Source organism: Nocardioides sp. (assembly GCF_041913365.1).
GTDB lineage: Bacteria > Actinomycetota > Actinomycetes > Propionibacteriales > Nocardioidaceae > Nocardioides.
The window spans coordinates 72943-98820 of sequence record NZ_JAYSFM010000009.1; the positions used below are offsets into that span (position 1 = coordinate 72943).

Below are 25878 nucleotides of genomic sequence, written 5' to 3' on the forward strand. Positions count from 1 at the left end.
CCACAGTAAAGGACGCACTGGGACTGGTGGGAATATTGGGATCAGCGGGTCGAGGCACCGCCTAGGCTGCCGGTCGTGCCCGACGAGCCCGACGCCCCCACGTGGAACACCTTCCACGCCGGCGACAACCTCGACGTGCTGCCCCGCCTCGCACCCGGCTCGGTGGACGTGGTCTACACCGACCCGCCGTACAACACCGGCAACGACTTCGCCTACGCCGACCGCTTCCGCGACGGCTCCCACGCCGATCCATACGCCCGCCGGCACGCGGCGTGGACGGCGATGATGCGGCCCCGGCTCGAGGCGGTGCGGGAGGTGCTGGCGCCGCACGGCGCCGTCTTCGTCTCCATCGACGACAACGAGGCCGCGCACCTGCGCTTGCTGATGGACCAGGTCTTCGGCGAGGCCAACTTCCTCGCCCAGGTCGTGGTCAACCTCAACCCGAAGGGCCGCCAGCTCGGACGCGGCTTCGCCACCAGCCACGAGTACGTCCTGGCGTACGCCCGCGACCTCGCGGTGTGCGCGGTCGACGCGAGCACCACCGAGTCGGTCGACGAGTCGGACTTCCCGCTCAGCACCGACGACGGGCGGCGCTTCCGCTACCTGCCGCTGCGCAACACGAACAAGAAGTTCAACCCGTTGACCGCGCCGACGCTGCACTTCCCGCTGTACGGCGACCCCGTCAGCGGGCGGGTCGCGACCGCCGAGTTCCCCGGCAGCCAGGCGCTCACCCCGGTCTTCGGCGACGGGCGGCCCGCCGTCTGGCGCTGGTCCCGGCCGCGCGTGGACGAGCGCCCCGACGACCTCGAGTGCCGGGTGATCCGGGGTCGCAGCGGCGAGCGCGCCGACATCTTCCAGCGCGACTGGCTGCACCGCGACGGCGGACGCCGCAAGAAGCTGCGGACGATCTGGCTGTCGGAGGAGATCGGGTCCACCGACACCGCGGTCGCCGAGCTCAAGGCCCTCGTCGGCCACGTCTTCGAGTCCCCCAAGCCCACCGGCCTGGTCCGCCGCATCCTCGCCACGCTCCCCGACGACGTCGTGGTCCTCGACCCGTTCGCCGGCAGCGGCACCACCGGCCACGCGGTCGCTCTCGCCAACCTCGCCGACGGCGGCACCCGCCGCTGCATCAGCATCAACTCCACCGAGCCCACCCGCGAGGGCTCCAACGCCCGTCTCGCCGGCCTCCCCACCGTCGCCGACATCACCCACGCCCGCCTCCGCGCCGTCGCCGACCAGCTGGGCGGAGGACTAGAGGTCCTGTGACCTCAACCCACGCGCTCGTCGCCCCACGTCGTCTGGACTGACGAGCGAGCAAGCGCGACGAGCGCAGCGAGACAGCTTGGGAGCGAGGAGGGAAGACGACGTTCTCCGGGGCGACGAGCACGCGCGAGCGGAGCGAGCGCCATTCAACCCGCGGCCTTCTCGAGGGCGTTCAGCTCGTCGTCGAGGTACTGGAGGAGGACCTGGAGGTGGGGGACGGTGCGGCGGCAGCCGGTGAGGCCGAAGCACATCTTGCCGTCGTAGGACGTGCAGGTGATGTTGAGCGCCATGCCGTTGATCGGGATCGACAGGGGGTAGGTGCCGACCAGCTTCGCGCCGTTCCAGTAGTGGGTGGTGCGGGGGCCGGGGACGTTGCTGACGATGAGGTTGTACGGCGGTCGCACGATGCCCTGCATCCGGAAGAGCGGTCCGAGGATCGCCGGCGCCTGGCCGAGCGCGCTCATCGCCAGGATCTGGGCGGGCGTCATGGCCGAGAGGCTCTCCTTGCCGTCCTTCATCGAGCGGTGGATGGCGTCGAGGCGGTCGGCCGGGTCGGGCAGGTGGGTGCCGAGCTGGACCATCACCGAGCCGACCGCGTTGCCGCCGTCGGCCGAGGCGAGCTGGGACTGCTTGGCGTTCAGGCCGACCGGCACCATCGAGATCAGCGTCGTCTCGGGCAGCGCGTCCATCTCCGCGAGGTAGGTGCGCATCGCGCCGCTGACCATCGCCAGCACCACGTCGTTGATCGTCGTCCCGGTGGACTTGCCGACCGCCCGCAGCCGCTCGACCGGCCAGTCCTGCGCGGCGAAGCGGCGCGAGCCGGTGATGTTCTGGTTGAGCATCGTGCGGGGGGCGTAGAGCGACAGCGCGGAGGTCTCGTTGCGCACGCTCTTGTTGAGGGTGCGGATCAGCGCGCCGGGCATCCCGGCTGCCTCCGACGCCAGCGCGAGCGCCGTACGCACCGTGGTCGCGGAGACGTCGGAGAGCGAGGCGCCGCCGTCGCTCGGCTCCGGCTCCTGGGGCTTGCGCGGGCGCTTGCCCCACGGGGCGGGCATGTTGCGCTCGTCGGGATCGGTCGACAGCACGCTTGCGAGCAGCCGCATGGCCGAGACGCCGTCGACGAGCGCGTGGTGGGTCTTGGTGTACATCGCCACCCGGCCGTCACGCAGGCCCTCGATGACGTGGGCCTCCCACAGCGGGCGCTCCCACGCCAGCCGGGTGCTGTGCAGCCGCGAGCACAGCTCGAGGAGCTCGCGGACGCGGCCGGGCTTGGGCAGCGCGCTGTGGCGGACGTGGTGCTCGATGTCGAACTGCTCGTCGGGCTGCCACACCAGCTGCCCCGCCGTACGCGCCGAGCGGTGGGGGTGCTTGAGGAAGAGCGGCGCGATCTCGTCGACGTCGCGCATCTGCTCGTACATCTCGCGGACGTAGCCACGCCCCGCGCCCTCGGGCTTCTCGAAGAGCTGGAGGCCCCCGACGTGCATCGGCATGTTGCGGTTCTCCGCGAGCAGGAACCCCGTTGCTGTCGGATCGATCGGGTTGACCACGCGCCCTCCTCGTGAGCAGTGGGCTGATCCTCCCGCCCGGTGACGACGGCCACAACCCCACCACGCCGCGACGGCGCAGCGGTCAGCGGCGGTCAGCGGCCCAGCGAGTCCCGCAGCTCCGCCACGATGGAGTCGACCACGGCCACGAGGTCGCCGTGGTGGGCGGCGGCCACCCGCCGCTGCCGGTCGCAGGAGGCACCCCGCTCGGGGATCTCGGAGACGGAGCGCAGCTCGTCCTCGCAGCCGAGCCTGCGGGCGACAGGCGTGAGCCGCTCCAGCAGGTCGTCGAGGTCGTCGGTGACCAGCCGCTCGCGGTTGCGGTCGTCGAGGATGACGATGGCGTCGAGCCCGTAGCGCGCGGCGCGCCACTTGTTCTCCTGCACCTGCCACGGCGGCATCGTCGGCAGCTGCTCACCGGCGACGAGCCGTGCGTCGAGGTCGACGACGAGGCAGTGCACGAGCGCGGTCACGGCGGCGAGCTCGCGCACGTCGGACACGCCGTCGCAGACCCGGTGCTCGAGCGTGCCGAGGTGGGGCGCAGGCCGCAGGTCCCACCGCACGTCGGCCATCGACTCGATGATCCCGGTCGTGGTCTGGTCGGCGATGCAGCGCTCGAACGCCTCCCACGTGTCGAAGGCGAACGGCAGCCCGGCGGTCGGCAGCTGCTGGAACATCAGCGCCCGGTTGGAGGCGTACCCGGTGTCGGTGCCCGCCCAGTACGGCGAGCTGGCGGAGAGGGCGAGCAGGTGCGGGTACGTCGTCAGCAGCCCCGACAGCACCGGCATCACGCGGTCGCGCTCGGGCATCCCGACGTGGACGTGGACGCCCCAGATCAGCATCTGCCGGCCCCACCACTGCGTGCGGTTGATCAGCTCCTCGTAGCGGTGGCCCTCGGTGAGCTGCTGGTGCGACCAGTCAGCGAACGGGTGCGCGCCGGCGCCCATCAGGTCGACGCCGAGCTCGTCGGCGGCCTCCATCACCACGCCGAGGGTGCCGGTGAGGTCGTCGACCGCCTCGCCGACGGTGTGGCAGATCCCGGAGACGACCTCGACGGTGTTGCGGAGCAGCTCCTTGTGCAGCCGCTCGGGCCGGTCGAGCCGCTGGGCCGCCCGGTCGGCGAGGTCGGAGGCCCGGTTGACCAGGTCACGGGTGTGCGGGTCGACGAGCGCGAGCTCCCACTCGACGCCGAGCGTGGGCTCGGGGGAGGCGTGGAAGTCGATGCGCATGACCCCAACTCTAGGGACGACCCGGGCCCCGCGGACCACCCTGCCGGGCCGACCGCCCGGGGTGCCACCATGTCCGCGTGGACGAGATCGAGCAGCCGGATCGAGCCGCCGAGGAGGTCCGGGTGGCCGAGGAGGAGGCCCAGGAGGAGGCGCAGCGGGCGCGCGAGGTCCACCTGACGATGGACCTCTGCCTGCGCATCGGCGAGATGCTCCTGTCGTCGGGCGCCGGTGCGGCCGACGTCACCGCGACGATGCGGTCGGTGGCCGACCACCTCGGGCTCCGGCAGGCCGAGATCGACGTGACGTTCACGGCGCTGTCGATGACCTACCAGCGCACCCCCGACGACGTACCGATGCTGATGCTGCGGCACGTCCGGCAGCGCGACATCGACTACGAGGACCTCACCGCCGTCGACCACCTCGTCCGCGACGTGCTGACCGACCAGGCGGACCTCTACCTCGCCCGCTCGCGGATGGCCACGATCGTCTCGCTCGGCCACGTCCTCCCGCGCTGGGCCGTCACCGTCGCCTGGGCCGTGATGGCCGCGGGCGTCGGCGTGTTCCTCGGCGGCGGGCTCGTGGTGTCGGCCGTCGCCGCCCTCGCGGCGGTGATCATCGACCGGGTGCAGCTGGTCATGGCCCGCCGCCGGCTGCCGTTCTTCTACCTCCAGGTCGCGGGCGGGGTCATCGCCACGCTGCTCGCCGCAGGCGTCGCGGCCACCCCGATCGAGGTCGACGAGTCACTGGTCGTGACGGCCAACATCATCATGCTGCTCGCCGGGATCGGCCTGATGGGCGCCGTGCAGGACGCCCTGACCGGCTTCTACCTCACCTCAGGGGCCCGCCTGATCGAGGCGATGATGGCCACCGCCGGCATCATCGCGGGCGTGGCGGTGGGCATCTCGCTCGCCGACGGGCTCGGCATGCCGCTGGGCCAGCTCGTGCCGGGCCAGCTCGGTCGCCTCGACGGGTCCTCGCCGCTCGCCGCCGCTGCGCTGCTGGCCGGTGCGGCCGTCTCGGCGGCCGCCTTCTCGGTCGCGTGCTACGCCCCGCGCCGGGCGGTGCTGCCGGTCGCGGTGATCACCGCGGTGGCGGCGCTCATCTCGCAGGCGGTCGAGCTCGGCGGCTTCGACCGCACGATGGGTGCGGCGGCCGCGGCGTTCTTCATCGGCCTGGTCGCCTACTCGGTCGCGGGCCGGGTGCACGTGCCCCCGCTCGTCGTCGCGGTCCCGGCGATCGTGCCGTTCCTGCCCGGCCTCTCGATCTACCGCGGCCTGACCTACCTCGCCAACGGCGGCTACCTCGTCTCGCAGGGCATCCTCGCGCTGATGACCGCGATCTCGGTCGCGATCGCGCTGGCCTCCGGCGTGATCCTGGGCGAGTACGTCGCCCAGCCGCTCAAGCGCGAGGCCCGCAAGCTGGAGAGCCGGCTCGCCGGACCTCGCCTGGTCGGGCCGTTCCGGGCGATGACGCGGGCCGAGCGGCGCGCGCTCAGGAAAGAGCGAGTCGACTGAGCTCGGCGAGCCAGCGCTCGTGCGTGCCGTCGTACGGCGCCTCGCCGGCGCGCACGGCCCGCTTGAGCTCGTCGCAGCTGGCCTGCGCCGCGGTGACCACGCCCTCGGGGTAGTTGAAGTCGACCCGGTGCTCCTCGAACTCGTCCTCGTCGTCGACGAAGGTCTCGCCGGGGCCGGCCATCCACTCGAGGGGGTCGGAGAGGTGCTCGTCGGACATCTTGATGACGTCGAGGTCGAGGTCCACCGCACGCAGCACGTCGCCGTCCCAGGCCGCGGGGGTCGTCACGTCGACGTAGATCGCGCACCAGATGCCGGGCGCGTGGAAGGTGGCGGCGTACCACCCTCCGGCCGGCACGAGGGTGACCGCGTCGACCTGCGAGTGGAACTCGAACCCCGGCCGGTGGTTGTGCGTCCCCTGCGGGAACCCGAGCCACTCCCCGTGCTCGTCCGCCCCGAGGTAGATCCCGTCGAACTGCCAGTGCGGGCGGTCGCCCCACTTCGTCATCTCGCAGCGGATGCGTGTTCCCGAGGGGTGCGTGCTCACGACCCCGACCTTAGGTGACCGGGCACTTCATCCCCGTCAGCACGATCGACCGGGCACTTCCTCGCGCAACACGGGGAGGAAGTGCCCGGTCGGCACCCGGGACGGGAAGGAAGTGCCCGGTCAGCGGAGGGGCATGCGTGAGGTGACCCGGGCGACGACGTCCTGGTAGCGCGAGCCGGCGAGCTTGGCGAAGTGGTGGACCACGTGGGCGTCGAGGCCGACGAGGACCCGGGCCTTCCCGGACAGCGCGCCGTCGAGGATGATCCCGGCCGCGCGGTCCGGCGACATCTTCGCGAGCTTCTTCTCGAAGAGCGCGTCGATGGCCGAGCCGTCGAGCCCGGCGGCCTTGCGGCCGTTGCGGCTGATGCCGGTGCGGATGCCGCCGGGGTGCACGCACGTGACGGTGACCGGGTGGCCGCCGACCAGCATCTCCTCGCGGATCGCCTCGGTGAGCCCGCGGACGGCGTACTTCGTGGCGTTGTACGCCGACTGGCCGGGCACCGACACGAGCCCGAAGAGCGACGAGACGTTGACCAGCGCGCCGTCACCGGAGGCGATGAGGTGGGGGAGGAACTCCTTCGAGCCGTGGACCACGCCCCAGAAGTTGATGCCGACGATCCACTCCAGGTCGTCGTAGGTCAGGTCGGCGAAGTCGCCGGTGGCGGTCACGCCGGCGTTGTTGACCACGAGGTTGACCCGCCCGAGCTCCTCGGTGACGCCGGCGGCCCAGTCGCGCACGGCGGACCGGTCGGAGACGTCGACGACGTCGTGGCGCACCTTCGCCCCGACGGCCTCCACCTGTCGTACGGTCTCGGCGAGGCCCTCGGCGTCCCAGTCGGAGAGCGCGAGAAGCGCCCCGTGCCGAGCGGCGCGGAGCGACAGCGCGCGGCCGATGCCGCTGCCGGCGCCGGTGATGACGACGACGCGGTCGGTGAGTGTGGTCAGGCTCATGGGCGCAACTGTAACTCTCGTTTACGTCCGGGGCGAGGGCTGCGGACGGGGCAGCCGGACGGTGATCGTGGTGTCGCCGGGGCTGCTCGCGAGGGCGACCGAGCCGCCGTGCGCGCCGACGATCGCCTCGACCAGCGACAGGCCGAGGCCGGCGCCGCCGCGCGTGCGCGCCGCGTCGCCCCGGGTGAACCGCTCGAACGCGCGTGGGGCCAGCTCGGCCGAGAAGCCGGGGCCGTCGTCGTGGACGGTGAAGCCCTCGGCGCTGCCGGTCACGGTCACCGTGCTGCCGGCGGGGGTGTGCTTGCGGGCGTTGGTCAGCAGGTTGCTCACCAGCTGGTGCAGGCGCGCCTCGTCGCCGGTCACCACGAGCGGCTCGTCGGGCAGCGCCAGTCGCCAGGACCGCTCACGGTCGACGACCCGGGCGTCGTCGACCGCCTCGAGCAGCAGCCGGGAGAGGTCGACGGTCCTCCGCTCCAGCGGCCGCCCGGCGTCGAGGCGGGCCAGCAGCAGCAGGTCCTCCACGAGGCCGGTCATCCGCGCCGACTCGGTCTCGACCTTGTCGAGCGCGGTGCCGCTGGTCTCGGGCCGGCGGCGGGCGAGCTCGGTGTAGCCGGCGATGGTGGCGAGCGGCGTACGCAGCTCGTGCGACGCGTCGGCCACGAACTGCCGCACCTGGAGCTCGCTGCGGTGCCGCTGGGCCAGCGAGTCCTCGACGTGGTCGAGCATCGAGTTCAGCGCCGAGCCGACCTGGCCGACCTCGGTGCGCTCGTCGGTGAGCCGCTCGGGCACGCGCTCGGCCATCTCGATCTCGCCGGAGGCCAGCGGCAGCTCGGCGACCCGGTGGGCGGTGGCCGCGACCTCGCGGAGCGGCGCGAGCTGGCGGCGTACGAGCAGCAGCCCGCCGGCCGCGGCGAGCGCGGCGCCGAGGAGGATCAGCGCGGCCTCGTAGCCGATGAGGGACTGCACGGCCTCGTCGACCTCCTCCGTCGGGAGGCCCGCCACGGCCACGCCGTTGGTGGCCTCGGTCGCCCGGACGCGGTAGTCGCCGAGCCCGGGGACGTGGACGTCGTGCACCCGGCCGTCGGCGGGGACGTCCTCGAGCGCGGTGCGGGCGCTCGTGCTGAGCGCCTGGTTGTCGTCGGCACCCACGTTGACCTTGTAGGCGAAGTCGTCGAACGAGCCGTCCGAGGCGAAGGCGGCGATCACCGTGCCCGGCCGGGTGCGTGGCCCCGGACCACGGTCGGGCCCGTCGAGCGAGTTGACGAGGAACGGCAGCTGCCGGGTCACCTCGTCGAGCTGGGCGTCGACCTGGTCGGTGAGCCGGTTGTGCATGGCGATCGTCGCCGCGACGCCGATCAGGAGCGACACGGCCACCACGAGCGCGACGGCGGTGAGGACGAGCCTCGAGGTGAGCGAGGCGAGGCGCCGCCTCATGTGGCCGGCTTCAGCACGTAGCCCGCCCCACGCATGGTGTGGATCATCGGCTCGCGGCCGGCGTCGACCTTCTTGCGGAGGTAGGAGATGTAGAGCTCGACCACGTTGGCCTGGCCGCCGAAGTCGTACTGCCAGACCCGGTCGAGGATCTGTGCCTTGCTCAGCACCCGCCGCGGGTTGCGCATCAGGAAGCGCAGCAGCTCGAACTCGGTCGCGGTGAGGCTGATCTCGGCGCCGCCGCGGTGCACCTCGTGGCTGTCCTCGTCGAGCGTCAGGTCGCCGACCACGAGCACGTTGCCGGCCTCGGCGAGGGCTGCCGTGCCACCGCGGCGGATCAGGCCCCGCAGCCGCGCGACCACCTCCTCCAGCGAGAACGGCTTGGTGACGTAGTCGTCGCCGCCGGCGGTCAGCCCGGCGATCCGGTCCTCGACGGCGTCCTTGGCGGTGAGGAACAGCACGGGTACGTCGCTGCCGTCGGCGCGCATCCGGCGCAGCACCTCGAGGCCGTCGAAGTCCGGCAGCATGATGTCGAGCACCACGGCGTCGGGGCGGAAGTCGCGGGCCGCGGCGACGGCGTCGCTGCCGGTGTGCGCCATCTGCAGGTCCCAGCCCTCGTAGCGCAGGGCCATCGCGAGGAGCTCGGCGATGTTGACCTCGTCGTCGACGACGAGGACGCGCACGGGGGAGCCGTCAGGGCGGGTGAGCTGCTGCATGGGCAGCATCCTGCCGAGGTTTGCTGTGGGTTTCCTGTGCGTCGGCTGTCTACTCGACCACCTTCCTGGGTGGACTGTTGAGACGGGCCGCCTGCTTGGTCAGGTGCGTCCGCTCGGGCTGGCTGGTGGCGAGCGCGGCGGCCTCGGCGTAGAGCCGCGCCGCGGTCGCGAGGTCGCCGTCCTTCTCGTGGAGGTACGCCGATGCGGCGCGGTGGCGCGGGAGTGCTGGATCGACCTCGGCGAGCGCGGCGAGCCCGGCACGGGCGCCGTCGGCCTCGCCGACCGCGACGGCACGGTTCAGCCGGACGACGGGGCTGCCGGTGACCTCCAGCAGCTCGTCGTACCACTGCACGACCTGCACCCAGTCGGTCTCCTCCGCGGTCCGCGCGTCGGCGTGGAGCGCGGCGATCGCCGCCTGGAGCTGGAACTCACCGCGACGATCCTGCGCGAGCGCGGCCTGGAGGACGGCCACGCCCTCCGCGACGAGCGCGGTGTCCCAGAGCCCGCGGTCCTGCTCGGCGAGTGGGACGAGGGAACCGTCGGCGCGGGTGCGCGCGGGCCGACGCGCGTGGTGCAGCAGCATCAGCGCGAGCAGGCCGTCGGTCTCCGGGTCACGCGCGAGAGCGGCGAGCTCACGGGTCAGCCGGATCGCCTCCGCGGCCAGGTCGACGTCGCCCGTGTAGCCCTCGTTGAAGACGAGGTAGAGCACGCGACGCACGGTGGTGAGGTCGCCCGGTCGGTCGAGTGACCGGGCGGCGATGGTGCGCTTGGCCCGGCTGATCCGTTGCGCCATCGTCGCCTCGGGCACGAGGTAGGCGTCGGCGACCTGGCGCGTGGTGAGCCCGCCGACCGCTCGCAGGGTGAGGGCGACCGCCGAGGTCGGGGTGAGGGCCGGATGGGCGCACAGGAAGAAGATCCGCAGCGTGTCGTCGGCGTTCTCCGCGGGTCCCCTCACGGGCTCCGCGTCGACGACCACTTCACGGCGCTGCCGCGCGGCGTCGGAGCGTACGACGTCGAGGAAGCGCCGCCACGCGACGGTGACCAGCCAGCCCTTGAGGTCGCGCGGCGCCGCTGAGCCGTCCTCGCCGAACGTGCGCCACGCGTCGACCAACGCCTCCTGGACGGCGTCCTCGGCCGCCGCGAAGTCGGCTCCGCGGCGGACGAGGACTCCGATCACCGCCGGCACGAGCGGCCGGAGGGTCGCGGCGTCCAGGACGGTCACCGGGCGTTCAGTCCTGCGTGCTGGTCGGCGAACCGTAGAACGGGCGCACCTCGAGCCACTCGTGGATCGGCCTGCCGTCCTTGCCGGGCGCCATCGACAGCTCGGTGGCGAGCTCGACCGCGCGGTCCCAGCCGTCGACGTCGATGACGTACCAGCCGGCGATGAGGTCCTTCGTCTCCGCGAACGGGCCGTCGGTGACCGGGGAGGTGCCGGCGTCGTCCGCCCGCACCCAGGCGCCGTCGGGGGCGAGCGCCTGGGCGTCGACGTACTCCCCGCTGGCCTCCATCCGCTTGCCGAAGTCGTCCATGAACTTCATGTGGGCGTCGATCTCGTCGGGCGTCCACTGGTCCATCGGCACGTCGTTCACGGCGGTGGGAGCGCCGCGGTAGTGCTTGAGGAGCAGGTACTTGGGCATCTCGTTCTCCTTGTCAGGTGCGGCCCATTCTGGCCGCGTCCACCCCGGGGACGGAGCCAGCAGCGGCTCCTCGACATCGGGCCGGCGATCTCCGTCGGATTTCTCGGACCCGATCTCACGGCTCGCTCACAGGTCCCGCACAGGTCACGGGCGCACGCTCCTGCCATGAGCGAGAACGAGAAGCCCGGCGACGAGACCCAGCCGGTACGCCCGCAGGACCCGTCCGACGGCCCCGCAGCTCCCTCGACCCCCGCTCCCGCCGCCCCGGCTCCCGAGGCCGGGGCTCCGGGCGCGGCCGCTCCGGTCGCCGCGGCACCCCCCGCCGCGGCGGCCGGACCCGGGTGGGGCCGGTTCCGCAGGTGGCGCAGCCAGCAGCGCGGCGACCGCACGTTCAGCCTCGGCGCCCTGATCGCCTCCGCCCTGGCCGGCATCATCGTCGGCGGCGTCGGGACCGCGGTCTTCCACGCGGCGACCGACGACCACGACCGCGGCGGCTGGGTGGAGCGCCGCGGGCCGATGGGACGCGACGGCTTCGACGACGACGACCGGGGCCCGATGTTCGGCGGCCCCCGCGGCGTACCGGGTCAGCTGCAGCCCACCACCCCGCCCGAGGACGAGGACAGCGGCTCCAGCTCCTGAGCGTCCCGCCCGATGGATTTCCACGCACCTGGGTGGAAGTTCATCGGGGGCTGAGCGTGGGCGGGCGATCCGGGCGATGGACTTCCACGCGCTCGGGTGGAAGTTCATCGGGTGCGGCAGGTGCTAATCCGGTTGCCGCGGTGGGCGAGAATGGCGCCCGTTGTGAAGATCTCCTACCCGCCCGAGCTCCCGGTCTCCGCGCGCCGCGACGACATCGCCGCGGCGATCCGTGACCACCAGGTCGTGATCGTGGCCGGCGAGACCGGCTCGGGCAAGACCACCCAGCTGCCGAAGATCTGCCTCGAGCTCGGGCGTGGCCAGGGCTCGGCCGGTGGCGGCAAGCTGATCGGCCACACCCAGCCGCGCCGTATCGCCGCCCGGTCCGTGGCCGAGCGCATCGCCGAGGAGCTCGGCACCGAGCTCGGTGACGTCGTCGGCTACCAGGTCCGCTTCACCGACCGCACGTCGAAGGCCAGCCGGGTCAAGCTGATGACCGACGGCATCCTGCTCGCCGAGCTCCAGCGCGACCGCGACCTGCGCAGGTACGACACGATCATCATCGACGAGGCCCACGAGCGCAGCCTCAACATCGACTTCCTGCTGGGCTACCTCAAGCGCCTCCTGCCGCGCCGCCCCGACCTCAAGGTGGTCATCACCAGCGCCACGATCGACGTCGACCGCTTCGCCGCGCACTTCGACGCGCCAGTGGTCGAGGTGTCGGGACGTACGTACCCCGTCGAGGTCCGCTACCGCCCCCTGCTCGCCCTTCGAGACGGCTCGTCCCTCGCCTCCTCAGGAACCGAAGAAGCAGAGCGGGACGACGAGGGGGAGCTGGTGATGCGCGACCAGACCGAGGCCATCCTCGACGCGGTGAAGGAGCTCTCCACCGAGGGACCCGGCGACGTGCTGGTCTTCCTGCCCGGCGAGCGGGAGATCCGCGACACCGCCGACGCCTTCGACAGCCTCAGGTCAGACCGGCTCGAGATCGTCCCGCTCTACTCCCGCCTCAGCGCCGCCGACCAGCACAAGGTCTTCTCCAGCCACCCGTCCACGGTGCGCCGCGTCGTGCTGGCCACCAACGTCGCCGAGACCTCGCTGACGGTCCCCGGCATCGCGTACGTCGTCGACACGGGCGTGGCGCGGATCAGCCGCTACTCGGTGCGGACCAAGGTGCAGCGGCTGCCGATCGAACCGATCAGCCAGGCCTCGGCCAACCAGCGCTCCGGCCGCTGCGGCCGCGTCTCCGAGGGCATCGCGATCCGGCTCTACTCCGAAGAGGACTTCGAGGCGCGCCCGGAGTTCACCGACCCCGAGATCCTGCGCACCAACCTCGCCAGCGTGATCCTCCAGATGGCCTCGCTCCGCCTCGGCGACATCGCCCGCTTCCCCTTCGTCGAGCCGCCCGACCGCCGCAACGTCAAGGCCGGCACCGACCTCCTCGAGGAGCTCGGCGCGCTCACCACCGACGACTCCGCGCAACGTCATACGGAGGGGGCAGACGCTCGCCCCGACCGTATGACGTCCCGGAGGGGCGGCCGGCAGGCCGACCAGCGGGCGAAGGGACCGCGGCTGACGAACCTCGGTCGCCGCCTCGCCCGGCTGCCGATCGACCCGCGGCTGGGCCGGATGATCCTCGAGGCCGAGCGGCTGGGCTGCCTGCGCGACGTGCTGATCATCGCCGCGGCGCTCTCCATCCAGGACCCGCGCGAGCGACCGGAGGAGCAGCGGGCGCAGGCCGACCAGCAGCACGCGCGCTTCAAGCACGAGTCCAGCGACTTCCTCACCTGGCTCAACCTGTGGCGCCACGTCAAGCAGCAGCAGAAGGAGCTGTCGTCGAGCGCCTTCCGCCGGATGTGCAAGCGCGAGCACCTCAACTACATGCGCATCCGGGAGTGGCAGGACTACGAGTCCCAGCTGCGCCAGGTGTGCAAGGAGCTGAAGCTGGGTCTCGGCAAGGGCGGGGGTTTCGAGGCTCGCTCCGCTCGCACCTCAACCACCGATGCCGGAGAGGGCGGGGCGGCGTACGACGAGGACGGCATCCACCAGGCGCTGCTGTCCGGGCTGCTGAGCCACATCGGCGCCCTCGAGGAGAGGGAGAAGGGCAAGCCGGGGGAGCGGCGGCCGATGCGGGAGTACCTCGGCGCCCGCAACGCCCGCTTCGCGATCTTCCCCGGCAGCGTGCTCAAGGGCAGCAACCCCGGCTTCCTGATGAGCGCGGAGCTGGTCGAGACCTCGCGGCTGTGGGCCCGCCAGAACGCCGCGATCAAGCCGGAGTGGGCCGAGCGCCTCGGCGCCCACCTGGTCAAGCGCACCTACTCCGAGCCGCACTGGTCGCGGAAGCGGGCCGCGGTGATGGCGCGCGAGCGCGTCACGCTGTACGGCGTCCCGCTGGTCGCCGACCGCCTCGTTCAGTACGGCAAGGTCGACCCGCCGCTCGCCCGCGAGCTGTTCATCCGGCACGCGCTGGTGCAGCGCGAGTGGGACTCCCGGCACCGGTTCCTGGGCGAGAACGCCCGGCTCCTCGAGGAGGCCGAGGAGCTCGAGCACCGCGCCCGCCGCCGCGACATCGTCGTGGACGAGGAGACCCTCTTCGAGTTCTACGACCAGCGGGTCGGTGCCGACGTGGTCAGTGGCCCGCACTTCGACCAGTGGTGGAAGCGCGCGCGCCAGAAGCGGCCGGACCTGCTCACCTTCGACCCGGCGATGCTCACCCACGACACCGCCGGCGAGGTGCGCGAGCGCGATTTCCCCACCGAGTGGCACGACTCCGACGAGGCCGGGCTGACCTTCCCGATCAGCTACCACTTCGAGCCCGGCTCGGCCGACGACGGGCTCACCATCGACGTGCCGGTCGCGACCCTCAACCGGATCGAGGCCGACGACTTCTCCTGGCTCGTGCCCGGACTGCGCGAGGAGCTGGTGACCGAGCTGATCCGCTCGCTGCCCAAGAACCTCCGCGTCGCGATGGTGCCGGCGCCCAACACCGCCCGCGAGTTCCTAGCCGCCACGCCACCGGGCGCGGAGCCGCTGCTCGACGCGCTCGAACGCTTCGCCCGCAGCACCCGCAGCCTGGTCATCGACCGGGAGGCGTGGGACTGGTCCAAGGTGCCGGCGCACCTGCAGCCGACCTACCGCGTGCTGACCGAGGAGGGCGCCGAGGCCGGTCGCGGCAAGGACCTCGACGCGCTCAAGGAGCCGCTGCGGCCGACCTTCGAGCAGGCGATGGCCGACGTCGCCGCCGACTCCGGCGTCACCGCGACCGGGCAGACCGCATGGACCTTCGGCACGATCGACGAGTCGTTCGTGCAGCGCCGCGCCGGCCACGAGGTGCGCGGCTTCCCCGCGCTCGTCGACGAGGGCGCGTCCGTCGGGCTGCAGGTGCTGGCGACCGCGGAGGAGGCGGCCGCCCACCACCGCCTCGGCGTGCGCCGGCTCGTGCTGCTCGCGCTCGGCCCGGGCCGCTCGGTCGACGACGTGCTCGCCGACGCGGGTCTCGACCAACGGGCCAAGCTGGCCCTCGTCGGGTCGCCGTACCCCTCCGTCGGCGACCTCGTCGAGGACGTCCGCGCGGCGATCGTGGGCGAGGTGGTCGACGCGCGCCCCGCCGTGCGCGACGAGGGGGCGTACGACGTCGTGGTGGCCGCAGCCCGCGAGGCGGTGGCCGCGGGGACGAGTGCCGCGGTGCACGACGTGATGCGCGTGCTGGAGGCGTGGCGCACCACCGACAAGGCGATCTCCGGGCGCGCCGACCTGATGACCCTCCCGGCGCTGACCGACATGCGCGCCCAGGTGGCGCGGCTGATGGCGCCCGGCTTCATCGGCGAGGCGGGCGTCTCGCGGCTGCGCGACCTGTCCCGCTACCTCCTCGCCGTGGCCCACCGCCGCGAGCGCCTCGACGGGCAGGTGGCCCGTGACCGCCAGCTGATGGACCAGCTGTCCGGCCTGCAGGAGGCGTGGCTGCACGCCGTCGCCGCGCTCCCCGAGGGCCAGCCGCTGCCGCAGCACCTGCGTGACTCCCGATGGCTGCTCGAGGAGTACCGGGTCTCGCTGTTCGCCCAGCAGCTCGGCACCCGGGAGAAGGTCAGCGACCAGCGCATCCGGAAGGTGATGGGCGCCGCGCGCTAGCGACGCGACGTACCCACAAATTGGGAGCCGCCGGCGCGTCGGCGGCCCTAGGCTACGCACCGGGACAGGGGGTGGGGAGCGGTGCGGCTGGGAGTCCTGATCCATGCCGAGACGGTGGCGCCGGAGGCGTGGCCGCCGCTGTCCCGCGTGCTCGGCGACCTCGGCGAGGTCGCCGTCGTGCGTGCGTACGCCGACTGGTCCGCCGCCGCGGTCGCCCATTGGTTCCCGGTGCTGCGCCGCCACCGGATCCAGCTGCGCCACCAGTTCCGCACCCGCAGCACCCAGGACCCGGCGCTGGTGGCCCTGGCCATGGACGCCCCGGAGTTCGCGGTCGACTGCGCCGCCGACGGTGTCGTGCTCGTCGGCGACGTCGCCTCCTCGATGCCGGTGCTGCTCCGGCTGCGCGAGCAGGGGCTCGCGGTGGTGGTCGCCGGTCCGCCGTCGACGCCGCTCGACATCCGCGACGCGTGCAGCGACTTCGTCGACCTCGCCACCCTGCCCGACGGCCCCGACCCCCGGACCGGGCGGCACCGCGCCTGAGTGATGAGTTCTCGCGCCCGCGGCCGTCATACGTGTGTCAGGACCACGAGACGGAAGGATGGGCGATGAGCGCACAGCTGGAGGAGCGAGACGTGACGGACCTGGAGGGGGTCGACGAGCCGGCGTTCTGGTCGCTGGCCGACCGGCACCGCCGCGAGCTGCACGTGCACTGCTACCGGATGCTCGGCTCCTTCGAGGACGCCGAGGACGCCGTGCAGGAGACGTTCCTGCGCGCCTGGCGGCGGCGGGAGACCTATCAGGGCCGCTCGACCTTCCGGGCCTGGCTGTACCGGATCGCCACGAACGCCTGCCTCGACCTGCTCGCCAAGCGGCGCCCGGAGCCGGCGACCGGCGGTGAGGTGCTGTGGCTCCAGCCCTACCCCGACCGGCTGCTCGACGAGCTGCCGGCAGCCGGAGGTGAGGAGCCCGAGGCGCTCGCCGTGGCCCGCGAGACGATCGAGCTGGCGTACGTCGTCGCGGTGCAGCACCTCGCGCCGCGCGCCCGGGCCGCGCTGATCCTGCGCGACGTGCTCGGCTGGCCCGCGAAGGACGTGGCCGAGCTCCTCGGCGATTCGGTGAACTCGGTCAACAGCGCGCTCCAGCGGGCCCGCGCCGGGATGCGCGAGCACCTGCCCGCCGAGCGGCAGGAGTGGACGGGCGGCGAGGACGACGCCGACAACCGCGACCTCGTACGACGCTTCACCGAGGCCAGCGTGGCCACCGACATCGACACGATCGCCACCTTGCTCCGCGACGACGTGCGGTTCGCGATGCCGCCCTCGCAGGGCCTCGTGGTGGGACGGGAGGCGGTGCTGGCGAGCTGGACCGCCGACGGCTATCCGCAGATGTCCGGCTTCCGCCCGGTCGCCACGTCGGTGAACCGTCAGCCGGCGGTCGCCTACTACCTCTGGCGCGAGGACGAGGCGGCGTACCTCCCGCTGACGATCGACGTGCTCCGCATCAGCGGCGGCCAGGTCACCGAGGTGACCATCTTCGACGCCGACCAGTTCCCGCGGCTCTGGCTGCCCGAGCGGCTGGAGGCCGGCGATGAGTGACACCGCGATCGAGACGCGCAGCCGGACGCGGCAGCGCCCGGGCCGGCTGGTGGGGACCGGGCTGCTCGGCACGGTCGCCGCGATGGCGGCCACCGCGACGGGCGCGGCCCTCGCCCGTGCCGCCGGGGTGGGCTTCGAGGTGCCGGACGACGGGGAGTCGATCCCCGTGTCGGGGGTGGCCTTCGTGACCGGCGTCTTCTCCCTGGTCGGCGTCGGCCTCGCGCTCGCCCTCCTGCGCTGGAGCACCCGTCCGGCGGACCGGTTCGTGCGGACCGCGGTGGGGCTCACCGCGGCCTCGCTGGTCCCGCCCTTCGTGGTCGGCGCCAGCCCCGGCACCAGCCTCGCCCTAGTCGTGCTGCACCTGCTCGCGGCCGCGGTGATGATCCCGACGCTGGCCCGCGGGCTCCGCCCCGGTTCCGCCCCGACGGCTGGTGGGCCCGCCTAGTCTGGGGCGATGACCGGTCGCACCCACCACCGTCCGATGACACCCGGTGACGGCTTCTTCGCCGAGATCGCCGGGGGCGCCGACCCGGCGAAGGTGCGGGAGGCGGGTGACCTGGCCGCGACGGTCCTGGTCCGCGGCGCGCGGGAGTCCGACGACCCCGCGGTCGCGGAGCGGGTCGTGCACCTCGCCGAGAGCGAGGGCCTCGAGACCCTCGCCGAGGTCTGGTCCGGCGCCCCGGCCGACACGCTCGCCGGGAGCCTCTGGCGGCTGTTCGTCCTCCGCGCCTGGGTGCACGCCGACCCCGAGCGGGTCGCGGAGGAGTACGACGCCGGCCAGCGCCGCGCGGACGTCGCCCGGGTCGTCGCCGGTGTCGCCGACCCGCCCGGCCCCGACGAGCTGCGCCGGATGGTCGACGAGGTGCTGCGCGGCATCACCCGCGGCGACTTCGCCGTCACGCTCTTCCGGGCGGCCGCCTTCGCACGCGTCGTCGCCGCCGGTCGCGCCACCCTCGGCGCGGCGAGCCACGACGACATCGCCCGGATGCTCCAGCTGTCGGAGCAGCTGGAGGCCGCCGGACATGGGGAAATCGCCAACACACTGGCCTAGAGGATTAAAATGGTCCTCGAGTGCGTCGGGCTGTGGCAGCCCCGGGTCCCAAAATTAGCCGCTACGAGCGGCCACGCGCCGTGAGGCGCTCCCGGTCCGGCGCACTCACACACGTCCCGCCCTGCCGTTCCTCTACTCTCGCGCCATGGCGACCTACGAGCCCGAGATCGACGGCGAGCCGGACCCGGGCGAGGTGGTCTGGGCGTGGGTGCCCTACGAGGACGACCCGACGCAGGGCAAGGACCGACCGGTGCTGGTCCTCGACGTCGAGGGTGACGGCTGGACCGGGCTGATGCTCAGCAGCCAGGACCACGACCGCGACGCGGAGGACGAGGCGCGCTTCGGCCGCCACTGGATGGACGTCGGCACCGGCGGCTGGGACCCGCAGGGGCGACCCAGCGAGGTCCGGCTGGACCGCCCGATCCACCTCGACCCCGACGGCGTACGACGCGAGGGCGCCGCGCTGGACCGCGCGGTCTTCGAGCAGGTGGTCGCAGCGGTGCGTGGACTCGGTCGCTAGGGTTTCGTCGTGCTGCTGCGACGTCTCTCCCTGGTCGGCTGCGCCCTGACGGTGGCGCTGGGCACGGCCGCGTGCACCGACGACGCCGAGCCGGAGTCGCAGCCCTCGAAGCCGCCGACCACGTCGAAGCAGCCGGTGAAGCCGCGCGAGGTCACCTTCGGTGCCTACGGCAGCGAGGAGGAGGTCGCCGCCTTCCAGAGCGTCGTCGACTCCTTCAACGCCGCCTCCAGCACCCGCAAGGTCACCCTGAAGTCGTGGCCCGACCACGAGTCGGCGCTCGAGGACGTCCTCGCCGGCAACGCACCCGACGCCTTCCTGACCTCGCGCATCGACCTCGGCCAGCTGGTCGCCGCCGACGCGCTCCAGCCGGTCAGCCTGCTGCTCGACGAGCGCGGCGTGGACTTCGGAGACCGCTTCTCCCGCGACGCGGTCGACGCCTTCGCGATGGACGACGAGCTGCAGTGCATGGCGTACTCGGTCTCCCCGATGGTCATCTACTACAACACCCAGATGGTCGACTTCGACAAGATGGAGCGGCGCGAGTACGACGTGCCCACCGCCGACGACGAGGGCAACCGCGACCGCTGGACGCTGGCGGAGTTCGGGGCGGCGGCGCAGTTCGCCTCGCGCCGCGGCAACGACAAGCGCGGCGTCTGGATCGACCCGACCCTGCAGGGCCTCGCGCCGTTCATCTACTCCGGCGACGGCGAGGTGTTCGACGACGACCGCGAGCCCACGTCGCTGAGCTTCTCCGACGACAACACCCGCGAGGCGCTCAGCGAGACGCTCGCGATCCTGCGCGACCCCACGCTCACGCCGACCAACGCCCAGCTGGCGCGGGCGACGCCGGTGCAGCTGTTCAAGCGCGGCGAGCTCGCGATGATCGCCGGCTTCCGCAACCTCGTCCCCGAGCTCCGCGACGCCGAGGGCCTGGACTTCGACGTGCTGCCGATGCCGATCATCGACACCCGCGCGACCGTCGGTGACATCAGCGGCCTGTGCCTCTCCAGCGACTCCCAGGTGCAGGGTGACGCCGCCGACTTCATCGCCTACGCCGTCTCGGACGCCGCGATCGCCACCGTCGCCTCGACCGGCTACATCGTTCCGGCCAACACCGAGGTCGCCGCGTCGGAGGACTTCCTGGCCCCGACCCTCGAGCCCGAGCACTCCGGCATCTTCAACGCGAGCATCCGCTACATGGAGGTGCCGCCGTTCATCGACCGGCGCGACGAGCTGACCGAGGCGGTCACGCCGCTGCTCGAGCGGCTCGTCACCGCGCCCGGCGTGCTCGACCTCGAGCTCATCACCGAGCAGATCGACCAGGCCTCGCAGGCCGTCCTGTCGCCCGAGGAGACCGAGTCGCCCTCGGAGTCGCCCTCGGAGTCGCCGAGCGAGCCGACCGAGTCGCCCTCGGAGTAGCGGCCTACTCCTGCTCGGCGCCCAGGATCGCGCCCACCAGCGCGCCGGTGACGACCTCGGCCTGCCAGGGCCGGGCGCCGTACGCCGCCAGCTGGCCGCGCACCGCCTCGGCCAGCGCCGCGGGCTCGCGGGTCGCCGGCGGGGCCCACATCAGGCGGCGGAGGAAGTCGGGCGTGAGCAGGTTCTCCACCGGGAGGTGGTGGGCCTCGGCCAGGTTGAGCATCGCCTCACGGGCCGCCTTGAAGCGGCGGTCGGCGACCGGGTCGCGGTCGGCCCACGTGCGGGGGTGCGGCGGCCCGTCGCCGCGGGGCGCGCGGGTCGGCAGCTCGTCCTCGGACATGGCGCGGACCCGCTGCAGCGCCTCGACCCAGCTGGCGGCGTAGCGGCTGGCGCCGCGGCCGTGGAAACCCTGGGTGGACAGCAGCGCGCGGCGGTCGGTCGGCATCGCGGTGGCGGCGACGACGATGGCGGAGTCGGGGAGGATCCGGCCGGGGGTGACGTCGCGCTCGGCGGCGATCTCGTCGCGCGCCTCCCACAGCGCCCGGGCGGCGCCGAGGGCCCGGCGGCCGCGCAGCCGGTGCACGCCCGACGTACGACGCCACGCCTCGTGGCGCACCGCGGGCTCGAAGCCGAGCAGGTGCTCGAACTCCTGGCGGGCCCACTCGGCCTTGCCGGCCTCCTCGAGCTCGCCGATCATGTGCTCGCGCAGCTCGAGGAGGACCTCCACGTCGAGCGCGGCGTACTCCAGCCAGGGCGTGGGCAGCGGCCGCGTCGACCAGTCGGCGGCGGAGTGCTCCTTGCGCATCCGCTGGCCGAGGATCGTCTCGACGAGCGTCGCGAGCCCGACGCGGGGGTAGCCCAGCAGCCGGCCGGCGAGCTCGGTGTCGAACAGGCCGGTCGGCGTCAGCCCGACCTCGCGCAGGCAGGGGAGGTCCTGGGTGGCGGCGTGGAGGATCCACTCCGCGCCCTCGAGCGCCTCCTGCAGCGGGGCGAGCGACGACATCGGGATCGGGTCGATCAGCCAGGTGCCGGCGCCCTCGCGGCGCAGCTGGATGAGGTAGGCGCGGTTGGAGTAGCGGTAGCCCGACGCCCGCTCCGCGTCGATCGCGACGGGTCCGGTGGCGGCGGTGAGCGCGGCGCACGCCTCGGCCAGGCCGGCGTCGGTGTCGACGACCTCGGGCAGGCCGTCGCGCAGCTCGAGCAGGGGTGCCGGGGGAGCCTCGGCGACCTCCTCGTGCGGGGGAGTCTCGGGTTCGACGTCTGCGGGGTCGGCCATCGCTCAGGTGCCGCGCTGTCCGCGCCGGCTCGGGATGGCGGTGACGCCCTCGGGCACCGGCGGCAGGCCCACCGCCGTGCACAACAGCTCGCCCCACGCCTCGACGTGCGGGGTCATGTCGAGCGCGCCGTCCTCGTCGACGGCGGGCGTCCAGGAGGCGCGGATCTCGACCTGCGCCGTGCCGGGCTCCTCGGCCATCCCGCCGAAGCTCTCGGTGGTGACGCAGGTGACGGTGCCGGACGCGGCGTGGAAGGCCGCCCCGTGCGCCTCGAGCGCCTCGGTCAGCCACGACCACCCGACCGCGGCGAGCATCGGGTCGGCGCCCAGCTCGGGGTCGATCTCGGCACGGGCGTAGGCGACGCACCGGAAGGTGCCGTCCCAGGCGTCGTTGCCGGCCGGGTCGTGCAGCAGGATCAGCCGCCCGGTGCCGAGGTCCTCGTCGTCGACGGTGACGTCGGCGCTGAGCGCGGACGACCAGGGCGCGATGCGCTGCGGGGCGGGCATCTCCTCGCAGAAGACCTCCGGGCGCAGCGAAGCCCGGCGCATCGACTCCACAGCTGCGCGGAACTCCGCAGGCCCAGCCCCGGCAGCACTGCCCGGGTGGGTCTCGTGACGGGCCACCATTGCTCCAGAGTAGGCCAGCCCTCCGCGCCGCCGATGTGCCGCCACGCCGCCTGACCTGCGAAGATTCGGGCGTGACCGCCACTGCTCAGACGCCCCACCCCGGTCTCGCCGACAGCCCGTTCCTGGCCGCCGCCCGCGGCGAGCGGCCGTCCCGCACGCCGGTCTGGTACATGCGGCAGGCGGGCCGCTCGCTCCCGGAGTACCTGAAGGTGCGCGAGGGCATCGGCATGCTCGAGTCCTGCATGGACGCCGACCTGGTCACCGAGATCACCCTGCAGCCGGTCCGCCGCTACGGCGTCGACGCGGCGATCTTCTTCTCCGACATCGTGCTGCCGCTGAAGGCCGTCGGCGTCGACCTGGACATCAAGCCGGGCGTCGGCCCGGTCGTGGCCGCACCCGTGCGCACGCTCGCCGACGTCGAGGCGATCCCCGACCTGACGCCCGAGCACGTGCCCTACATCTCGCAGGCGGTGCGCCAGCTGGTCGCCGAGCTCGGCGCCACCCCGCTCATCGGCTTCGCCGGCGCCCCCTTCACCGTCGCGTCGTACCTCGTCGAGGGCGGGCCGTCGAAGGAGCACGCCCGGACCAAGGCGATGATGTTCGGGGCGCCCGACGTGTGGGACGCGCTGATGCGCAAGATCGCCGGCATCGCGGCGACGTACCTCCGGATCCAGGTCGAGGCCGGCGCCTCCGCGGTCCAGCTCTTCGACTCCTGGGCGGGTGCGCTCACCCCCGCCGACTACCAGGCCTCGGTCATGCCGCACTCGTCACGGGTTCTGGCGGCGGCGGGCGAGCTCGGCGTGCCGCGCATCCACTTCGGTGTCGGCACCAGCAACCTCCTCGGCATGATGGGCGAGGCGGGCGCCGACGTGGTCGGCGTCGACTGGCGTACGCCGCTGGAGCAGGCGATCCCGCTGGTCGGGGACCGCGCCGTGCAGGGCAACCTCGACCCGACGCTCGTCTTCGCGCCCACCGAGGTGATGACCGCGCGCGCCGCCGAGGTCATCGAGGCGGGCCGCGCGGCCAAGGGCCACATCTTCAACCTCGGCCACGGGGTGATCCCCTCGACCGACCCCGGTCAGCTCACTGCGCTGACAGAGTTCGTGCACGGCTGCTGATCGGCGTCACCGCCGCCACCTCCGGAGCCGGGTCCGAACCCGTGGGCGGCAGCTCGAGCGAGGCGAGGTAGGCCCGCGCCTGCCGGACGAGCGCGGTCTGCAGGTCGCGCAGCGGCTCGGCGACCCGCTCGACACGACGCCGCAGCATCAGCAGCGTCACCGTCGTCTGGTCGGTCTGGATCGGTCGGGTGGTGAGCACCCCGGCGCGCACGAGCGCGTCGTGGGTGATCGAGAAGTCCGGCAGGATCGAGATGCCCAGGCCGGCGGCGACCATCGACTTGCCGAGATCGGCGCCGTCCGTGGCGTACGTCGTCCCCGGCAGCGAGCCGGCGAAGACGCGGTGCGCGTAGCGGTGCATCACGAAGCCGGGCCGCATCAGCACGTGCGGCTCGGCGCGGAGGTCGTCGACGGTGACCCGCTCCTTGGCGGCGAGCGGGTGGTCGGCACGCAGGCACGCGACCGGTGTGCCCTCGATGAGCTTGTCCGCGACCAGCGACGGCGGCACCTCGTCACCGGGCAGCACGTTGACCAGCCCGAGGTCGAGCGAGCCCTCGGCGAGGCCCTGCTGGATGTCGGCCTGGCGGCCGTTGACCACCTCGACGCCGCCGGAGCCGTGCCGGGCGTGCAGGTCGCGCAGCGCCGGCGCCAGCAGGCTCGAGGACGCGGTGTTGACCGTGCCGATGCGCAGGTCCCGGCGGCGTACGGACTGCTGGCCCGCGGCCTGTCGCAGCCGGTCGACCGCCTCGAGGACCTCGGTCATGAACTGCTGCAGGTCCAGGCCCTGCCGGCTGATCCGCGACCCCGTGCGGCGACGGTCCAGCAGCGTGGTGCCGAGCTCCTTCTCCAGCTTGGTCACCGCCTCGCTGAGCGCGGGCTGGGAGATGTGCATGGCCTCGCTCGCCCGCCGCAGTGACCCGTGCTCGGTCACCGCCGCGAGGTACTCCAGTTGTTCGATCCGCACCTGTGGCTCCTGCTCTTCGCGCTGTCGCTGGGTGTTCCGGTGGCCGACCTCGCGGGGTGCCCGGCAAAACCTGCTGCCGCGGATTCCCGGTTCCCGAGGTCGATTACCTAAAGTCTACTAAGTAACTATACAAATCGGGAGGATTGAACCCATGACCACCCTGCGTGTCCGGCCCACCCTCGGCCGCGACGACCGCGCCGCCGGCTCCGTCGACACCCATGACGGCGCCACGCGCCAGGCCCTCGGCGACCTGCTCGCCCAGTGGGCACCCGTCCTCGAGGCCATCGGCGAGGGCGCGCTGCAGCGCGAGCTCGACGGCGTCCTGCCGACGGAGGCGGTCGCCCGCCTGAAGGCCGAGGGGTTCGGCGCGCTGCGCGTCCCGACGGCCTTCGGCGGCGGCGGCCTGGACCTCGTCGAGCTGGCTCACCTCTGGATCGAGCTGGCGGCGGTCGACGCCAACCTGCCGCAGGCCTTCCGCGGCCACTTCGCCCTCGTCGAGGACCGGCTGTGGCACCACGCCCGCACCAGCGACCAGCGCGTGTGGTTCGACCGCTTCGTCGCCGGCGAGATGGTCGGCAACGCGTGGTCCGAGGTCGGGTCGAGCATCGACCTGCCGCGCACGGTCCTGCGTCCGCGCGCCGACGGCTCCTACCGGCTCGACGGCACGAAGTACTACACGACCGGCAGCATCTTCGCCGAGTGGGCCGACGTGCACGCGCGGGTCGCGACGCCGGGGCACCCCGACGAGGTCGAGGAGGACACCGCGATCGCCATCGTCGACCTGCGCGACCCGGGAGTGGTCGTCACCGACGACTGGAACGGCTTCGGCCAGAAGGGCACCGGCAGCGGCACGTCGACCTTCGACAACGTCGGTGTCCCGGCCGACCACGTGCTGCCGTTCGAGGAGCGCTTCCCGTTCCAGACCGCGTTCTACCAGCTCAACCTGCTGGCCACGCTCACCGGCATCGGCCGGGCGGCGCTGGCCGACGTGGTCGAGGCCGTGCAGAACCGCACGCGCAACTTCTCCCACGCCAACGCCCCGCGCGTGCGCGACGACGCCCAGGTCCTGGCGCGCGTCGGTGAGATCGCCGCGGCGGTGTACGCCGCCGAGGCGGCGACGCTGCGGGTCGCCGCCAGCGTCCAGGCCGTGGCCGACGCGGCGCTGGGGACCGCGGAGGAGGTCGCCGCGCTCGTCGAGGCCAGCGAGATCGAGTCCTCCACCGCGCAGGTGGTCGTCTCCGAGCTGGTCCTGCGCGCCACGTCGGACATCTTCGACGCGCTCGGCGCCTCGGCGACCGCACGGCCCCAGGCGCTCGACCGCCACTGGCGCAACGCCCGCACCGTCGCCTCGCACAACCCGCGGATCCTCAAGGCGCGGGTCGTCGGCGCCCATGCCGTCAACGGCACGCCGCCGCCGTACGCCTGGTCGATCGGCGGCACCCGCCGGCGCCAGGACTGGGCCGACGGCCGACCCGCGCCCCGCGACCTGGGCGACCCGGGCTCCACCAGCTGACCGGTTACGCACCGGCTCCGGAGGGGGTGGAAGGTCCGGCCTGTCCCGCGACTGTCCCGTGGTGGTGACAGGCATTGCGTGGCAGGTCCGACCTTTCACCCCCTCGACATCGCCGGGCGACGGGGTGGTCGGGATCGGGCCGGACCGCTGCTACCTTTGTCTACAAGATCAATAGAGATTAGAGATTGATCGTCCCCGTTCGACCGAC

Annotated in this window: 23 protein-coding genes; 12 read left to right on the plus strand and 11 right to left on the minus strand. The window is 73.0% G+C overall.

The features are described 5' to 3' along the window. The first annotated feature begins 75 nt into the window (after positions 1 to 75). Positions 76 to 1266 carry a site-specific DNA-methyltransferase gene (locus ACE3QY_RS17705; protein ID WP_374457369.1) on the plus strand — a complete coding sequence of 397 codons (1191 nt, stop codon included), beginning with the start codon at positions 76 to 78 and terminating at the stop codon, positions 1264 to 1266. 143 nt (positions 1267 to 1409) lie between these two features. Here ACE3QY_RS17705 and ACE3QY_RS17710 read toward each other — a convergent pair whose 3' ends face one another. Together ACE3QY_RS17710 and ACE3QY_RS17715 are read right to left on the minus strand one after the other, a co-directional pair. Next, a complete protein-coding gene (locus ACE3QY_RS17710) occupies positions 1410 to 2810 on the minus strand; it encodes a wax ester/triacylglycerol synthase family O-acyltransferase (protein WP_374457370.1) in 1401 nt (466 codons plus the stop codon). Positions 2811 to 2902: 92 nt separating this feature from the next. Next, positions 2903 to 4036, minus strand: a complete 1134-nt coding sequence (locus tag ACE3QY_RS17715; RefSeq protein WP_374457371.1) for a glutamate--cysteine ligase — start codon at positions 4034 to 4036, stop codon at positions 2903 to 2905. Between the two features lie 77 nt (positions 4037 to 4113). Here ACE3QY_RS17715 and ACE3QY_RS17720 point away from each other — a divergent pair, with 77 nt between their 5' ends. Then, positions 4114 to 5550, plus strand: coding sequence for a threonine/serine exporter ThrE family protein (locus ACE3QY_RS17720; protein WP_374457372.1), 1437 nt, complete (start codon positions 4114 to 4116; stop codon positions 5548 to 5550). Here ACE3QY_RS17720 and ACE3QY_RS17725 read toward each other — a convergent pair. The 6 genes from ACE3QY_RS17725 to ACE3QY_RS17750 form a co-directional block, all read right to left on the minus strand. Beyond that, positions 5528 to 6094, minus strand: coding sequence for a DUF402 domain-containing protein (locus ACE3QY_RS17725; RefSeq protein WP_374457373.1), 567 nt, complete (start codon positions 6092 to 6094; stop codon positions 5528 to 5530). The two genes, ACE3QY_RS17720 and ACE3QY_RS17725, sit on opposite strands and share 23 nt — an antisense overlap. A 120-nt stretch (positions 6095 to 6214) precedes the next feature. Next, the gene (locus ACE3QY_RS17730; RefSeq protein ID WP_374457374.1) at positions 6215 to 7045 is read right to left on the minus strand and encodes an SDR family NAD(P)-dependent oxidoreductase; all 831 of its coding nucleotides are present in this window, start codon (positions 7043 to 7045) and stop codon (positions 6215 to 6217) included. Between the two features lie 21 nt (positions 7046 to 7066). Further along, positions 7067 to 8479, minus strand: a complete 1413-nt coding sequence (locus tag ACE3QY_RS17735) for a sensor histidine kinase (protein WP_374457375.1) — start codon at positions 8477 to 8479, stop codon at positions 7067 to 7069. Then, positions 8476 to 9192: a response regulator transcription factor gene (locus ACE3QY_RS17740; protein ID WP_374457376.1), complete on the minus strand. Its 717-nt coding sequence runs from the start codon at positions 9190 to 9192 to the stop codon at positions 8476 to 8478. The genes ACE3QY_RS17735 and ACE3QY_RS17740 overlap by 4 nt, the downstream gene beginning before the upstream one ends. A 49-nt stretch (positions 9193 to 9241) precedes the next feature. Further along, positions 9242 to 10414 (minus strand): RNA polymerase sigma factor, encoded by a 1173-nt coding sequence (locus ACE3QY_RS17745; protein ID WP_374457377.1) that lies wholly within the window; start codon positions 10412 to 10414, stop codon positions 9242 to 9244. Between the two features lie 7 nt (positions 10415 to 10421). Next, entirely contained in the window at positions 10422 to 10829 is a 408-nt protein-coding gene (locus ACE3QY_RS17750) for a YciI family protein (RefSeq protein WP_374457378.1), read from the minus strand. Between the two features lie 165 nt (positions 10830 to 10994). On the opposite strand from ACE3QY_RS17750, the gene ACE3QY_RS17755 reads away from it, so the two are divergent. From ACE3QY_RS17755 to ACE3QY_RS17790, 8 genes are all read left to right on the plus strand, one after another. Then, positions 10995 to 11468, plus strand: a complete 474-nt coding sequence (locus ACE3QY_RS17755; protein WP_374457379.1) for a hypothetical protein — start codon at positions 10995 to 10997, stop codon at positions 11466 to 11468. A gap of 150 nt (positions 11469 to 11618) precedes the next feature. Then, on the plus strand, positions 11619 to 15593 hold the full coding sequence (gene hrpA, locus ACE3QY_RS17760) for an ATP-dependent RNA helicase HrpA (RefSeq protein WP_374457380.1): 3975 nt from the start codon (positions 11619 to 11621) through the stop codon (positions 15591 to 15593). An 81-nt stretch (positions 15594 to 15674) separates the two neighbouring features. Further along, positions 15675 to 16133 (plus strand): NYN domain-containing protein, encoded by a 459-nt coding sequence (locus ACE3QY_RS17765; RefSeq protein WP_374457381.1) that lies wholly within the window; start codon positions 15675 to 15677, stop codon positions 16131 to 16133. Between the two features lie 65 nt (positions 16134 to 16198). Next, positions 16199 to 17188 carry an RNA polymerase subunit sigma-70 gene (locus ACE3QY_RS17770; RefSeq protein WP_374457382.1) on the plus strand — a complete coding sequence of 330 codons (990 nt, stop codon included), beginning with the start codon at positions 16199 to 16201 and terminating at the stop codon, positions 17186 to 17188. Beyond that, positions 17181 to 17633 (plus strand): DUF6069 family protein, encoded by a 453-nt coding sequence (locus ACE3QY_RS17775; protein WP_374457383.1) that lies wholly within the window; start codon positions 17181 to 17183, stop codon positions 17631 to 17633. Before ACE3QY_RS17770 ends, ACE3QY_RS17775 begins: the two co-directional genes overlap by 8 nt. A gap of 9 nt (positions 17634 to 17642) precedes the next feature. Next, entirely contained in the window at positions 17643 to 18239 is a 597-nt protein-coding gene (locus ACE3QY_RS17780; protein ID WP_374457384.1) for a hypothetical protein, read from the plus strand. Positions 18240 to 18384: 145 nt separating this feature from the next. After that, entirely contained in the window at positions 18385 to 18759 is a 375-nt protein-coding gene (locus ACE3QY_RS17785) for a type II toxin-antitoxin system PemK/MazF family toxin (RefSeq protein ID WP_374457385.1), read from the plus strand. Positions 18760 to 18768: 9 nt separating this feature from the next. Further along, positions 18769 to 20178 carry an ABC transporter substrate-binding protein gene (locus ACE3QY_RS17790; protein ID WP_374457386.1) on the plus strand — a complete coding sequence of 470 codons (1410 nt, stop codon included), beginning with the start codon at positions 18769 to 18771 and terminating at the stop codon, positions 20176 to 20178. Positions 20179 to 20182: 4 nt separating this feature from the next. On the opposite strand, the gene ACE3QY_RS17795 is transcribed toward ACE3QY_RS17790, so the two are convergent. Together ACE3QY_RS17795 and ACE3QY_RS17800 are read right to left on the minus strand one after the other, a co-directional pair. Further along, positions 20183 to 21454 (minus strand): HRDC domain-containing protein, encoded by a 1272-nt coding sequence (locus ACE3QY_RS17795; protein ID WP_374457387.1) that lies wholly within the window; start codon positions 21452 to 21454, stop codon positions 20183 to 20185. 3 nt (positions 21455 to 21457) lie between these two features. Beyond that, positions 21458 to 22078: a DUF3000 domain-containing protein gene (locus ACE3QY_RS17800; RefSeq protein ID WP_374457388.1), complete on the minus strand. Its 621-nt coding sequence runs from the start codon at positions 22076 to 22078 to the stop codon at positions 21458 to 21460. Between the two features lie 71 nt (positions 22079 to 22149). Here ACE3QY_RS17800 and hemE point away from each other — a divergent pair, with 71 nt between their 5' ends. Continuing rightward, a complete protein-coding gene (gene hemE / locus ACE3QY_RS17805; RefSeq protein WP_374457389.1) occupies positions 22150 to 23196 on the plus strand; it encodes a uroporphyrinogen decarboxylase in 1047 nt (348 codons plus the stop codon). On the opposite strand, the gene ACE3QY_RS17810 is transcribed toward hemE, so the two are convergent. Beyond that, positions 23162 to 24157, minus strand: a complete 996-nt coding sequence (locus ACE3QY_RS17810; protein ID WP_374457390.1) for a LysR family transcriptional regulator — start codon at positions 24155 to 24157, stop codon at positions 23162 to 23164. The genes hemE and ACE3QY_RS17810 overlap by 35 nt on opposite strands. A 151-nt stretch (positions 24158 to 24308) precedes the next feature. Between ACE3QY_RS17810 and ACE3QY_RS17815 the strand changes: the two genes are divergently transcribed. Then, complete coding sequence (locus ACE3QY_RS17815; RefSeq protein WP_374457391.1) at positions 24309 to 25670, plus strand: acyl-CoA dehydrogenase family protein; 1362 nt, start codon at positions 24309 to 24311, stop codon at positions 25668 to 25670. Positions 25671 to 25878: the final 208 nt, after the last annotated feature.

Coding starts and splice junctions, on each gene's coding strand:
- ACE3QY_RS17785 (WP_374457385.1), top strand. CDS start 18,385: ATGGCGACCTACGAGCCCGAGATCGACGGCGAGCCGGACCCGGGCGAG.
- ACE3QY_RS17755 (WP_374457379.1), top strand. CDS start 10,995: ATGAGCGAGAACGAGAAGCCCGGCGACGAGACCCAGCCGGTACGCCCG.
- hrpA (WP_374457380.1), top strand. CDS start 11,619: ATGGCGCCCGTTGTGAAGATCTCCTACCCGCCCGAGCTCCCGGTCTCC.
- ACE3QY_RS17795 (WP_374457387.1), bottom strand. CDS start 21,454: ATGGCCGACCCCGCAGACGTCGAACCCGAGACTCCCCCGCACGAGGAG.
- ACE3QY_RS17735 (WP_374457375.1), bottom strand. CDS start 8,479: ATGAGGCGGCGCCTCGCCTCGCTCACCTCGAGGCTCGTCCTCACCGCC.
- ACE3QY_RS17730 (WP_374457374.1), bottom strand. CDS start 7,045: ATGAGCCTGACCACACTCACCGACCGCGTCGTCGTCATCACCGGCGCC.
- ACE3QY_RS17740 (WP_374457376.1), bottom strand. CDS start 9,192: ATGCAGCAGCTCACCCGCCCTGACGGCTCCCCCGTGCGCGTCCTCGTC.
- ACE3QY_RS17775 (WP_374457383.1), top strand. CDS start 17,181: ATGAGTGACACCGCGATCGAGACGCGCAGCCGGACGCGGCAGCGCCCG.
- ACE3QY_RS17715 (WP_374457371.1), bottom strand. CDS start 4,036: ATGCGCATCGACTTCCACGCCTCCCCCGAGCCCACGCTCGGCGTCGAG.
- ACE3QY_RS17780 (WP_374457384.1), top strand. CDS start 17,643: ATGACCGGTCGCACCCACCACCGTCCGATGACACCCGGTGACGGCTTC.
- ACE3QY_RS17800 (WP_374457388.1), bottom strand. CDS start 22,078: ATGGTGGCCCGTCACGAGACCCACCCGGGCAGTGCTGCCGGGGCTGGG.
- ACE3QY_RS17815 (WP_374457391.1), top strand. CDS start 24,309: ATGACCACCCTGCGTGTCCGGCCCACCCTCGGCCGCGACGACCGCGCC.
- ACE3QY_RS17770 (WP_374457382.1), top strand. CDS start 16,199: ATGAGCGCACAGCTGGAGGAGCGAGACGTGACGGACCTGGAGGGGGTC.
- ACE3QY_RS17750 (WP_374457378.1), bottom strand. CDS start 10,829: ATGCCCAAGTACCTGCTCCTCAAGCACTACCGCGGCGCTCCCACCGCC.